The 12890-nt window shown below is 61.0% G+C and carries 12 protein-coding genes; 11 read left to right on the top strand and 1 reads right to left on the bottom strand.

The annotated features are described in order from the left end of the window. Positions 1-193: 193 nt before the first annotated feature. The 5 genes from K359_RS0129805 (at position 194) to K359_RS66260 (ending at position 6400) form a co-directional block, all read left to right on the top strand. Entirely contained in the window at positions 194-1795 is a 1602-nt protein-coding gene (locus K359_RS0129805; RefSeq protein WP_029082594.1) for an alpha-amylase family glycosyl hydrolase, read from the top strand. Between the two features lie 24 nt (positions 1796-1819). After that, positions 1820-2827 (top strand): glycosyltransferase family 4 protein, encoded by a 1008-nt coding sequence (locus tag K359_RS0129800; protein ID WP_029082593.1) that lies wholly within the window; start codon positions 1820-1822, stop codon positions 2825-2827. Between the two features lie 521 nt (positions 2828-3348). Further along, positions 3349-3666 (top strand): co-chaperone GroES, encoded by a 318-nt coding sequence (locus K359_RS0129795; RefSeq protein ID WP_029082592.1) that lies wholly within the window; start codon positions 3349-3351, stop codon positions 3664-3666. 138 nt (positions 3667-3804) lie between these two features. After that, positions 3805-5457 carry a chaperonin GroEL gene (gene groL / locus K359_RS0129790; RefSeq protein ID WP_029082591.1) on the top strand — a complete coding sequence of 551 codons (1653 nt, stop codon included), beginning with the start codon at positions 3805-3807 and terminating at the stop codon, positions 5455-5457. A 616-nt stretch (positions 5458-6073) separates the two neighbouring features. Beyond that, complete coding sequence (locus tag K359_RS66260; protein ID WP_084518549.1) at positions 6074-6400, top strand: ATP-binding cassette domain-containing protein; 327 nt, start codon at positions 6074-6076, stop codon at positions 6398-6400. On the opposite strand, the gene K359_RS53370 is transcribed toward K359_RS66260, so the two are convergent. Next, positions 6387-6842 (bottom strand): MarR family winged helix-turn-helix transcriptional regulator, encoded by a 456-nt coding sequence (locus tag K359_RS53370; protein ID WP_051346480.1) that lies wholly within the window; start codon positions 6840-6842, stop codon positions 6387-6389. The two genes, K359_RS66260 and K359_RS53370, sit on opposite strands and share 14 nt — an antisense overlap. A 249-nt stretch (positions 6843-7091) precedes the next feature. Between K359_RS53370 and K359_RS0129775 the strand changes: the two genes are divergently transcribed. The 6 genes from K359_RS0129775 to K359_RS0129750 all read left to right on the top strand — a co-directional run bounded on the left by K359_RS0129775 (position 7092) and on the right by K359_RS0129750 (position 12868). Next, complete coding sequence (locus K359_RS0129775) at positions 7092-8141, top strand: substrate-binding domain-containing protein (protein ID WP_029082589.1); 1050 nt, start codon at positions 7092-7094, stop codon at positions 8139-8141. 66 nt (positions 8142-8207) lie between these two features. Next, positions 8208-9446, top strand: coding sequence for an ABC transporter substrate-binding protein (locus K359_RS0129770; protein ID WP_029082588.1), 1239 nt, complete (start codon positions 8208-8210; stop codon positions 9444-9446). Positions 9447-9508: 62 nt separating this feature from the next. Beyond that, positions 9509-10375, top strand: a complete 867-nt coding sequence (locus tag K359_RS0129765) for a branched-chain amino acid ABC transporter permease (protein WP_029082587.1) — start codon at positions 9509-9511, stop codon at positions 10373-10375. Next, positions 10375-11439 carry a branched-chain amino acid ABC transporter permease gene (locus tag K359_RS0129760; RefSeq protein ID WP_029082586.1) on the top strand — a complete coding sequence of 355 codons (1065 nt, stop codon included), beginning with the start codon at positions 10375-10377 and terminating at the stop codon, positions 11437-11439. Before K359_RS0129765 ends, K359_RS0129760 begins: the two co-directional genes overlap by 1 nt. Positions 11440-11441: 2 nt before the next feature. After that, entirely contained in the window at positions 11442-12170 is a 729-nt protein-coding gene (locus K359_RS0129755; RefSeq protein ID WP_029082585.1) for an ATP-binding cassette domain-containing protein, read from the top strand. Beyond that, positions 12167-12868, top strand: coding sequence for an ABC transporter ATP-binding protein (locus K359_RS0129750; RefSeq protein WP_029082584.1), 702 nt, complete (start codon positions 12167-12169; stop codon positions 12866-12868). Before K359_RS0129755 ends, K359_RS0129750 begins: the two co-directional genes overlap by 4 nt. Positions 12869-12890 lie beyond the last annotated feature (22 nt).

Here is a 12890-nt window from a genome sequence, read left to right as displayed (position 1 = left end):
AGCATTCTCAACGTGAGGCTCTCAGAAGTGTTTTTTGGCACAACCGCGGACGTCCGCTCGTGGGCAACGCCGTCCTTGTGCGGAGCTTGGCTACAGTTCCAACCGGTCCGAAGCACGAGACCTGAAGAAAAACCGTCGACTTCCGATCACAACAGGTAGAGAGTTCATTTTCACCGCTCGGATTGGCTGCTGCATGACCGCGCTCTGGTGGCAGGCGGGTGTGATCTATCAGATCTACCCACGTTCCTTTCAGGACACCAATGACGACGGCATCGGCGACCTCATGGGGATCGGGCGGCGGCTCGACTATCTTGTCAGCCTTGGGGTCGACGCGATCTGGATCTCCCCCGTCTACCCGTCGCCGATGGTTGATTTCGGCTATGACGTCGCCGACTACTGCGACGTCGATCCACGCTTCGGCAGTCTGGCAGACTTCGACGATCTGCTCATGCAAGCTCATCGGCGGGGGCTTAAGGTTTTGCTCGACTTCGTGCCCAACCACACATCCGATCAGCACCCGTGGTTTGTCGAGAGCCGCTCTTCGCGAGAAAACCAGAAAAGAAGCTGGTACATCTGGCGCGATGCTGCCGTTGACGGCGGACCACCCAACAACTGGATCAGCGATTTCGGCGGCTCAGCCTGGCAATGGGACAAGGTAAGCAGACAATATTACTACCACGCCTTTTTGAAGGAGCAGCCAGACCTCGACTGGCGGCATCCAGCCGTGCAAACGGCGATGTACGATGTGATGCGTTTTTGGTTCGACCGCGGCGTCGATGGCTTCCGTATCGACGTGCTGTGGCACATGGTCAAGGCGGCAGACTTTCCGGACAATCCACCCAACCCGGCCTATCGGTCCGAAATGGGCGAAATGCACCGCCTGCTTCAGCTTCATTCGACGGACCAGCCCGAGATGCACCGGATCGCCGCGGATATGCGTGAAATCGCCGACAGCTATGGCGCCGGGGGACAGAGCGAGCGAGTCCTGATTGGTGAGGTATACCTGCCCGTCGATCGGCTCATGCAATATTATGGTGATACGCGCCCGGAGGTGCACCTGCCGTTCAATTTCCAGCTCATTGATGCGCCGTGGGGGGCATGCTCCCTTGCGGCATTGATCGCCAACTATGAGGCGGCGCTACCGTCCGGTGGCTGGCCAAACTGGGTGCTAGGCAACCACGATCGGCCGCGCGTGGCCACCAAGCGCGGTCAGGCCCAGGCCCGCGTCGCCGCGGTGCTGTTGCTGACGCTCCGCGGCACACCCACGCTCTACTATGGCGACGAACTCGGTTTGAGTGATGTCGGGATCGAACCATCCCAGGTCCGGGACCCGCGCGAGTTGCGCGAGCCCGGTTTGGCGTTGGGCCGCGATCCCGTGCGCACGCCGATGCCATGGGATGACAGCGAAAATGCTGGCTTCACCACGGTTAAGCCGTGGCTGCCGCTCAATGCCGACTGGCCCACGCGCAACGTGGCGCGCATGACGGAAGATCCTCAATCAATCTTGACCCTTTATCGTCGGCTAATTGCGCTCAGGCGGAATTGCCTGGCGTTGTCGACCGGTGATTTCGCACTGTTGAGTGGGGAAGGCGAGATACTTGCCTACGAGCGCCGATACGACGCGGATCGGCTGATTGTTGCGCTCAACTTCGGGGAGAGGGCGCACCGACTGCAGTTGCCGGATTGGGCGCGTGGGAGTCGGTTGCTGTTGTCAACTCTCGACGATGCGACGCTGGTTGAAGGCGGGGCCATCTTGCTACGGTCGAATGAAGGTGTAGTGCTTGGGGCCGGATAACACCAAGCAGGGAAGGAGGGTTGCTTGCGTATCGCCATGCTGGCGCCGATCTCGTGGCGTACACCGCCGCGTCATTACGGTCCCTGGGAACAGGTCACGAGTCTCTTGACCGAGGCGCTGGTGGCGCGCGGTGTTGATGTCACCCTGTTCGCCACAAAGGATAGCAGAACTGCGGCCAGGCTCGATGGCATTTGCCCGGCGCCCTATTCCGAGGACCCCGCGATCGACGCCAAAGTGTGGGAGATGCTCCACGTCGCCTATGTCTTTGAACAGGCCGGTGAGTTCGATCTTATTCACAACCATGCCGATTTTGTACCGCTCGCCTTCTCGCGGCTGGTCGGGACCCCGATGTTGACAACGATCCACGGTTTCTCGTCAGACCGCATTCTGCCTGCCTTCAAGCAATACGAAAATCGCGTCCATTATGTCGCCATCAGCCAGGCCGACCGTCATCCGGACCTGCGCTATGCCGCAACGATCCACCATGGCATCCCGCTGCAGGACTTTCCCTTCGACCCGCATGGCAGCGAAGATCTGCTTTTCTTCGGCCGCATTCATCCGGACAAGGGGGCTGCCGAAGCGATCACGGCAGCCCATCGATCCAGACGGAAATTGATTTTGGCCGGCATTATCCAGGACCAGAATTATCACAACGAGCAGGTCGCGCCCGCGCTCGATGGCCGATCCGTCGTCTACCTTGGCGCGGTCGGCGGCGCGGCGCGCGCAAGGACTCTCGGCTCCGCGCGCGCGCTGCTCCACCTCATCAATTTCGATGAACCGTTTGGCCTGTCGGTGGTGGAAGCGCTCGCCTGCGGAACGCCAGTCATTGCCTGCAACCGCGGATCGATGCCCGAGTTGATCGAGGATGGCGTAACCGGCTTCCTGGTCGACAGCCTCGATGCGGCGGTAGATGCGATCAATCGTATCGGCGAAATCGATCGCGCCGCGTGCCGTGCGGCCGTATCTGCACGCTTCACGGTCGATCTCATGGCCGATCGATATTTGGGCCTGTACCGATCGATCCTTGGCTAAGACTCGGTGGTTGCAAAAAGTCTACGGCCAACAATGACAACCACATAGACCCGGTTCGATGCGCACCGCGTGGCCGAGCGCAGTATTTCGTCGGTTTTAGCTCTCGCGCACGGGATAGTCGCAAATGACCGCCATTGGCGCAAAACGGTCCTTCGCCAAATGTCGGATATGACTCCCCACGTCCTGCGTCACAGCTTCGAAAGCATTGCCAACTTACCGTCCGGGCCCGATGACTGGGCGTCGACGATTTGGCGGAGCTTGTATTCGCTATCCCGAAGGGCTTCCTCGGCACGCTTGCGTTCGGTCAAAACGAGCACGAATGCAACCGTCTATCGGCATGTCTATTTCGCCTGCTGTCAATCGCACTACGGCCTCGTCCTCAAGGGACTCGAGGTAAAGTCTAACATCCTGGGCCGAAGCCCTTGCACGCCAGTGTTGCAGGCTTATGTGAGTAACGACTAGCACTCGCTCATTGCGACTGCCAATCCAGAAAATAAATCACAAAATCCAAGGAGGATCGCATGAAATTTCGTCCGCTCCACGACCGCGTGGTGGTCAAGCGCATCGACGCCGAAGACAAGACCGCAGGCGGCATCATCATTCCGGACACTGCCAAGGAAAAGCCCTCGCAGGGCGAAGTCATCGCCGTCGGCCCGGGCGGCCGCGACGAGGCCGGCAAGCTGATCCCGATCGACATCAAGGTCGGTGACCGCGTCCTGTTCGGCAAGTGGTCGGGCACCGAGGTCAAGATCGACAGTGTCGACCTCCTGATCATGAAGGAGGGTGACATCATGGGCGTCCTCACCGACCTTCCCGCGGCCAAAAAGAAGGCCGCCTGAGCGCTAGCCAGTTTTCCTTATCCTGAGGATTCGGCGCAGCCGGGTTCTCGAAGGATGAGGCCGCAATTGAAATCTCATCCCTCAAGAGCGCCCAGTCGCGCGGTCTTGGGATCTGACCAGTTGAAAGCGGAGATCATTATGTCAGCCAAAGAAGTCAAATTCGGCGTCGATGCCCGCGACCGCATGTTGCGCGGTGTCGACATTCTCCATAATGCGGTGAAAGTGACACTCGGTCCCAAGGGCCGCAACGTCGTGCTCGAGAAGTCGTTCGGCGCTCCCCGCATCACCAAGGACGGCGTCACCGTCGCCAAGGAGATCGAGCTCGAGGACAAGTTCGAGAACATGGGCGCCCAGATGGTGCGCGAAGTCGCCTCCAAGTCGGCTGACGCGGCCGGCGACGGCACCACCACCGCGACCGTGCTTGCAGCTGCAATCGTCCGTGAAGGCGCCAAGTCGGTTGCCGCCGGCATGAACCCGATGGACCTGAAGCGCGGCATCGACCTGGCGGTGGAAGCCGTGGTCGCCGACCTCGTCAAGAACTCGAAGAAGGTCACCTCCAACGAGGAAATCGCCCAGGTCGGCACCATCTCCGCCAACGGCGATGCCGAGATCGGTAAGTTCATCGCCGACGCCATGAAGAAGGTTGGCAACGAGGGCGTGATCACGGTTGAGGAAGCCAAGTCGCTCGAGACCGAACTGGAAGTCGTCGAGGGTATGCAGTTCGACCGCGGCTACATCTCGCCCTATTTCGTCACCAACGCCGACAAGATGCGCGTTGAAATGGAAGATGCCTACGTCCTGATCAACGAGAAGAAGCTATCTCAGTTGAATGAATTGCTTCCCTTGTTGGAAGCCGTGGTGCAGAGCGGCAAGCCACTGGTCATCATCGCTGAAGACGTCGAGGGCGAGGCCTTGGCCACGCTCGTTGTGAACCGCTTGCGTGGCGGCCTGAAGGTCGCGGCCGTCAAGGCTCCGGGATTCGGCGATCGCCGCAAGGCCATGCTACAGGACATCGCGATCCTGACCGGCGGCCAGGCCATCTCGGAGGACCTTGGCATCAAGCTCGAGAACGTCACGCTCGCCATGCTCGGCCGTGCCAAGAAGGTGATGATCGACAAGGAGAACACCACGATCGTCAGCGGCGCCGGCAAGAAGGCCGACATCGAAACTCGCGTGGCGCAGATCAAGGCGCAGATCGAGGAGACCACCTCGGACTACGACCGTGAGAAGCTGCAGGAGCGCCTGGCCAAGCTCGCGGGCGGCGTCGCGGTGATCCGCGTTGGCGGCGCGACCGAGGTCGAGGTGAAGGAGCGCAAGGATCGCGTTGACGACGCGATGCATGCGACCCGCGCGGCTGTCGAGGAAGGCATCGTGCCGGGCGGTGGCGTCGCCTTGCTGCGTGCCTCCGAGCACCTCAAGGGCATTCGCACCAAGAACGACGACCAGAAGACCGGCGTCGAGATCGTGCGCAAGGCATTGTCCTACCCGGCCCGCCAGATCGCGATCAACGCCGGTGAGGACGGTTCCGTTATCGTCGGCAAGATCCTCGAAAAGGATCAGTACTCGTACGGCTTCGACTCGCAGACCGGTGAATACGGCAACCTGATCTCGAAGGGCATCATCGATCCGACCAAGGTGGTTCGGGTGGCGATCCAAAACGCGTCCTCGGTGGCGGCTCTTCTGATCACCACCGAGGCCATGGTGGCCGAAGTGCCGAAGAAGAACGCGGGTGGCGGCGGCATGCCTCCGGGTGCGGGTGGAATGGGTGGCATGGGCGGTATGGACTTCTAACTCCGAGCATTTGGAGCTCAACAACAAGATGGCTCGGCAGCGATGCCGGGCCTTCTGTATTGGCTATACGTCAATCTCGACGACGATAGCCGCATGGAGATGCCGACTCCAGGGAGGCAAGCGAGGACGCCGACGACGCTGACTTTAAGACGTGACTGCCCGGACTGAACCAACAAGAAATATGCAGCGCAGGATCCTGGCGAGCGGGCCGTTACCGCGGCGAACGATGGCCGACCTTACTAGCTCAACAAAGTGCGGACTTTCTTCTCGGATAGATTTCGATCCGGAGCATCGGACAAGCCGACTTCAGAGCGCGCCGGCGGCTTCCGCACAGATGGTTGTTTCAAGCTCCGACTTGAAATGGCCGTCAACAATTGTCGCAAATCCCTTCGGTAGTGGGTCGGTCGGCTCGCATTGCTTTCTTCGGCTCTCGCTCGTCAATCAAGACAATGAGCTCTGGAAGGGGCCGATGCCGCATTCCTGGAGGCCATGAGGATAGCGCGCAAGCAGAAGCGTCTTCCATGAACTATGTGCCGCAACCGAACTTGCAGGGTTGGGGCGGCGATATGCCACAAACCGTGTCGCAGGGTGCTGTTGGAGCCGATCTTGGACGTGACTGAGAGCGGCGAGGAGGCGACTAAGGTCCGCGCGGCAGGCGCTTTGTGGCGATGGTGTTTCAGTCGGCGCTGCTCTATCCGCATCTGACGGCGCTGGCCAATATTCAGATGAGCCTCAGGCATGCGGGATTGTCGGCAGACGAGACCAAGGCGCGCATCTCGTCGTCGGCGCAGTTCCTGAAGGTCGACCATCTGCCAAGAAGCCAAGCGCGTTGTCCGGCAGCGAGCCACAGCGGGTCGCTCTGGCCAAGGCCATCGTCAGGCAACCGTCGGTGTTCCTGATGGACGAGCCGTTCCGATTATTACGCTCAGTCATTCGTAAGTGAACGTCTCTCGTCCGCGAGTCGAGCGAGGATGTAGCGGGAGAGGACAGGCCAGCAGCTCCGAGAGCAGCGCGGTCAACGTCGCGGCTTCTGATGCACCCAGCCGGTCGAGGATATCTTGCTGAACAGAGGTACCGAGCGTGCCAACTTCGTCGAAGCGCGCAGCGCCGCTGCGCGAGAGAAAAATCAGGACCTTGCGTCGGTCAAGTGGATCGGGGCCGCGATAGACTTCGGCCGTGGCGACCATTCTGTCGATGATCTTTGTAAGTGTCGGACCATCAACGAAGAGACGGGTCGCCAGATCGCCCATCGGCAGACCGTTCCGCTCCGCCAGCGCCTCGAGCACGCGATACTGATGGAGAGACATGTCCCTCGGCTTGAGCCGGGCTTCCAGCGCCTGTTCCAGCTGACGATTCACGCCCCGGATGAGGTCGGGTAGATCCACTCGTTGTCCCTTGGTCAATTTAGTTGATATTTCAACATTTCACTTCGACTATAAATTGGCGGTGGCGGAAAGCAAACCCGCTTTGTGCGTGCCCAATGAATGGGCTGACTGGGCGGCAAACGCCGGAAAGACGGGCAGCCGGGGGCGAGATTGGTCGCTTCTGCCGCAAAACCGGCTCCGCTGGGGGCGTGATCGCGGTTGGCATGATTCGTGAGTGGTATGTCCGTCGGAAGTACGGAGAGGCCACTTTTGCGTAGCGTTCGGATATGTCTGCTCATCCCACAAAGCGGCGCCGCAGGACTGTGGGCGCCGTCAGCTGAGGCGTGCGGACGTCTGGCAGTCGATGAAATCAACAGGATGTCGGGCATCCTGCGCCGTCCGGTCGAGTTGCGCATCATTAATGCCGGTGAGAGCGGCGTGAGCGCAGGCCAGGCCGCGCGCGACGCAATCGAAATTCGGGGCGCGCACGGCATTGTCGGGATGTTGCCCAGTTTTGCCCGGGACTTCGTGGCGAGTGCAGCTCATGGTCGTGTCCCGTTCATATACACGCCGCAGTTTGAAGGGCTGTCGTCGACATTCGATGTCATGACGACCGGTGAGACCGCCGATGAGCTTCTCGCGCCGGCGCTTCAGTGGCTTTCGGAAGCAAAACACGCGCAACGCTATTTCCTCTGCGGAAATGATTACATATGGCCGCGCTCGTCGCTCAAGATTGCGCGCGCGCTGGTCGCCCGCATCGGGGGAACGGTGACGGGAGAGCATTATCTGCCCGTCGGCTCGGATGACTTCGACGAGATCCTCGACCGCATCAAGGCCACGCGTTCGGAGGTGGTCGTGCCGCTCTTCCTGGGGTTGGACTGCATCGCCTTCAATCGGGCGTTCTGTGCAGCGGGCCTGAGTTCGAGCGTGTTGCGGTTCTGCTCCGCGATCGACGAGACCATTATCTACGGGCTCGAGATGGGCGAGACCGAAAACCTTTACGCAGCCTCGAGCTATTTCGCGTCCATTCGTTCCCGCAACAATGGCGCATTCCTGGAGCGGTACCATACGGCGTTTGGCGATAGTCCGCCCCCGGCCAATGCCTACGGGGAGTCCTGCTACGAGGGCATCTATTCGCTCGCGGCCCTGATCGAGGAAGCGGGCAGCTTCGATGCGCGGGAACTGACCCGCTTTTACGGGCGCACCATCCAGCAACGCACAGCGCGCGGCGATGACGCGCACCCTGTGGTCGGAGGCCGGCATCCGATCTTCATCGCCAAGCTCGATGGCTACGACTTCTCGATCGTCGCACGTCGATAAAGCGCTTGCATTTTCAAATATTGTCTTTTTAATAGTTTCCTTATCAAGAACCGGTTGGGGGCTTTCATGACTTTCTCCCGTCGCCGCTTCCTGCAGCACTCGGCCATTGCAACGACGACGCTGATTGCGGCACCCGCGGTCTTCCGCTCAGGAGCGCTTGGCGCCGAAAATCCGATCGTCGTCGGCAGCCTGCTCGACCAGTCCGGTCCTATCGCGGCCTCCGGTACGCCGATGGTCTACGCGCTGCAGCTCGCCGTGGACGAGATCAACGCGGGTGGCGGACTGATCGGCCGGCCGCTGAAGGTGATCCACTACGACACCCAGTCGAATATCCAGATGTATTCGCAATTTGCCCAGCAGCTTGCGGTGAAAGACAAGGTCGACGTGGTTCACGGCGGCATCACCTCGGCCTCGCGCGAGGCGGTGCGCCCGACCTTCGATCGCTTCAAGGTGCTGTACTTCTACAACGTGCTCTATGAAGGCGGAGTCTGCGACCGCAACACCTTCTGCACCGGGACGACGCCCGCACAGACCGTGGAAAAGCTGGTGCCAACCGCGATGAAAAAGGCAGGCAAGAAGGCCTACATCATTGCTGCCGACTACAATTACGGTCAGATCACCGCGAAGTGGATGACCAAATACGTCAAGGACAATGGCGGCGAAGTGCTGTCGACGGACTTCTTCCCGCTCGACGTCACCAACTTCGGCCCGACAATCTCGAAGATCCAGGCCGCGAAGCCCGACCTTATTCTCTCGGCGCTGGTCGGCGGCAACCATACCGCGTTCTACCGGCAGTGGACGTCGGCCGGTATGAAGGGGAAGATCCCGATCGCATCGACGACGTTCGGCCTTGTCAACGAGCCGACCACGCTTGACGCGGCCGAGAGCGATTCCATTCTCGGCGCCTACGGCTATTTCGAGGAGCTGACGACGCCGGCCTCAAAGAGCTTCGTCGAGAAGATCAAGAAAGCGCATTCCGACACGCCCTATATCAGCGAGCTTGCCGCCTGTACCTACGAAGGCGTCATGCTTTGGGCGGCCGGTGTACGCAAGGCCGGCGGCATCGACCGCATGAAGGTGATCGCGGCGCTGGAGGATTCCATCGCGTTCGACGGACCAAGCGGCAAGGTCACGCTCGACAAGGCGACCCATCACACGATCCGTAACGCGTTCCTCGCAGAGGTGAAGGACCGCAAATGGTCGGTGCTGGAGAGCTTCCCCGACGTCAAGCCGGCCGATACCGCAAGCGTCTGCGATCTAGTCAAGAACCCGAACGACACCAAACAGTACATCATCAGTCTCTGACGCTTTTTGGCCCCGCAGGTCGGCGGGGCCAACGCATTTAGACTGCCGGAAGGACCTTATGAATGGCGATCTACGTCATACTCGGGCTCGACGTCCTGAACGGAGTTTCCTCACTGTTTCTGCTGTGCCTGGGACTGGCGATCATCTTCGGCATGATGAAGATCATCAATCTCGCCCATGGCGAGTTCATCATGCTCGGCGCTTACGCGACCGTCATCTCGGCCAATGCCGGGGTGAACATCTGGATCGCAATGCTGATCATTGCGCCGCTGTTTGTCGGCGTTGTCGGCCTCATCATCGAACGTTGTCTCATCCGCTTTCTCTATGGACGCCTGGTCGATTCGATGCTGGCGACCTGGGGGTTGAGCCTCGCCATCATCGGCATCATCACGACGATCTACGGCAATACCCAGCAGGGAGTGCCCACCCCCCTTGGCGGCTTCTCGATCGGCTCGTATCAGTCGAGCTACTACACGCTGTTCCTGGCCGGCATGGCGATCGTCATGATGGCTCTGGTCTATGGCGTCATGCGCTTCACCCGGTGGGGTCTGATCGCTCGCGCGACGATGCAGAACCCGGCGATGGCAGCGACCCTCGGCGTCAATCCGGCACGGGTCTATATGAGCACCTTCGCGGTCGGCGCCGCGGTCACGGGCCTGGCCGGCGGCTTGCTGGCGCCGGTCTCGGGCATCACTCCCGGGATGGGTAGCGCTTACGTCGCCAAGGCCTTCATGACGGTGGTCGGTGGCGGTGCCGCGATCCTGTCGGGTACGATGTCGGCGGCGAGCCTGTTCGGTGCTGTCAATCAAATCGGCGCCTACTTCACGACCCCCGTATATGGCGAGGTCCTGGTGTTCACGGCGGCGATCGTGTTGATCCGGTTGCTGCCGCAGGGTATCTCCGGCCGCTTCTTCAAGGGGACGCTGTGATGTCCCCGCGCTTTCGTCTCGCTGCCCAGGCGGGTGCAGTCGTCGTCGCGATCATTGCGATCGCGCTGGTTCCTTCGGTGATCGAACTCTTCGCGCTGATGCAGTTGACGCTGTTCGCGGCGATGTCGGTGCTGGCGCTCAGCCTTGCCTTCATCTGGGGGTTTGGCGGCATCCTGTCGTTCGGGCAGACTGCATTCTTCGGGTTGGGCGGCTACGCTTATGCGATCGCGGCCGTCAATTTTCAGGACTCGACGCCGGCGATTCTGCTCGCCGTTATCATTCCGCTGCTGTTCGCCGCGATCCTCGGCTATTTTGTTTTCTTTGGCCGCATCTCCGACGTTTATCTCGGCGTGATCACCCTGACCGTCACCCTGATCCTGTTCAACTGCATCAACTCGACGTCGGGTGACAGCTACCGGATCGGCCAGGCGCTGCTCGGCGGCTTCAACGGCATTCCGGCAGTGCCGACCTTCAACGTGCCGTTCCATCCGGGCGAGATGCTGTCGCCCGAACAATCCTGGTGGACGACGGCCGGAGCGCTGCTTGCGGTATTCCTGCTGCTGCGTCTTCTGCTGTCGCTGCCGGCCGGGCGCGTCATTGTGGCGGTGCGCGAGAACGAAGTGCGCGCCTCCTTGCTCGGTTACGACCCGCGCCTGGTCAAGCTGCTCACGTTCATTCTGGGTGGTGCGATCGCGGGACTTGCCGGTGCGCTCTACGTCAATTGGGGCGCGTTCGTTGGTCCGACCATTTTCAGCCTGTCGCTCTCGGCCGAGATCATCATCTGGATCACCGTGGGCGGCCTTGGCACCTTGCTTGGCCCGATCGTCGGCTGCGTGCTGATCGAGTACATTGTCGCCTATATCGGCTCGCAGCAGGCGTTGAACTCCAATCTCGTCCTTGGCGCCGTCCTGCTCGTATTCGTGCTGCTGCTACCCAAGGGGCTGGTGCCGACGCTGCGTGATCTCCTGCTCAGGCTTGTGCCCGAGCCGAAGCCGACGGCGCCTCGCGCAGACGAGCCGCTGCAATCGTCGCCGGTGGCGCCGCATCCGGCTGGAGCAGAATAGCCATGGCCGAGCTCGTACCTCTGCTCAAGGCCGAGCATCTCACGATGCGGTTTGGCGGCGTGGTCGCCAATGACGACATCAGTTTCACGCTGGACGAGATGGAGCTGCGCTGCCTCATTGGCCCCAACGGCGCAGGCAAGAGCACCTTCTTCAAGATGCTCACCGGCCAGCTCACCCCGACCTCGGGCACGATCGCGTTCCGGGGCGAGGCCATCGCAGGCAGGCTGTCGCACCAGATCGCCCGTATGGGGATTGGCATCAAGACCCAGGTGCCGAACGTCTTCAACGGCCTGTCGGTGCGCGAGAACATCTGGCTTGCGGTCCGCCGCAAGGCGACACCGCGTGCGCAGGCGCCGGCCGTCAATTCCGTTCTGGAGATGATCCGCCTGACCGATCACGCCGATCGCATCGTCGCGACATTGTCGCACGGTCAGCGGCAGTGGGTGGAGATCGGCATGGTGCTCGCCGCCGAGCCTGATTTGATCCTGCTGGACGAGCCGGCTGCCGGCATGACCGACGAGGAGACCGCCCACACCGCCGCGATCATCCGCGAGATCAACCGGACACACGCCATCATCGTCGTCGAGCACGACATGGAGTTCATCAAGCAGATCGCCAAGAAGGTGACCGTATTCCATCAGGGGCGCGTCCTGCTGGAAGATACTGTGGGCAAGGTGCTGGCGGATCAACGGGTGCGCGACGTCTATCTCGGCAAGAAGGTGGCGGCATGAGCGCGCTCCTGGAGATCAAGGACCTGCGATCCGGATACGGCCGGATTCCGATCCTGTTTGGTATCGATATGACGGTACAGGACGGCGAGTATCTCGGCATTCTCGGCCATAACGGCATGGGCAAGACCACGACCTTGCGCGCGCTGATGGGTCATCTGCCGACGACCGGGGGTACGGCCGTCTTCGCGGGCAAGACGATCACCCATTTGAAGCCGCACGAGCGATCCCGGCTCGGCATCGGTCTGGTGCCGCAGGGAAGGGAGATTTTCCCCGATTTGAGCGTCTACGAGAACCTGCGCATGGGCCTCGCTGCTGCGCCAAGGGAAGACCGTGGTATCATTGATACGGTGCTGGAAGACTTTCCGCGTCTGGTGCGACTGCTCGATCGGCGCGGCGGTGCCTTGTCCGGTGGCGAGCAGCAGCTGCTCGCGCTTGCGCGCTGTCTCTGCACCAAGCCGCGGCTCATTCTGCTCGACGAGCCGACGGAGGGTATCCAGCCATCAATCATCGAAGAGATCACCGAGACGCTGCTCGCGCTGAAGAAGCGTTGGAGCATGTCGCTGATCGTCGTCGAGCAGAATCTCGAGTTCATTACCACGCTGTCCGACCGGGTCCTCAACATCCAGAAGGGACGGATCACGGGACAGCTCGACCGGAAAAGCCTGATGGCACGGGATGCCGCCATGAGTCCGAGTTAAGGCCAATTCCGGCGCAGCTGCG

This window comes from Bradyrhizobium sp. th-b2 (assembly GCF_000426785.1).
In the GTDB taxonomy this organism is placed as follows: Bacteria; Pseudomonadota; Alphaproteobacteria; order Rhizobiales; family Xanthobacteraceae; genus Bradyrhizobium; species Bradyrhizobium septentrionale.
The sequence above is the reverse complement of the archived record's forward strand: the minus strand, read 5'-3'. Positions and strand labels throughout refer to the sequence as shown.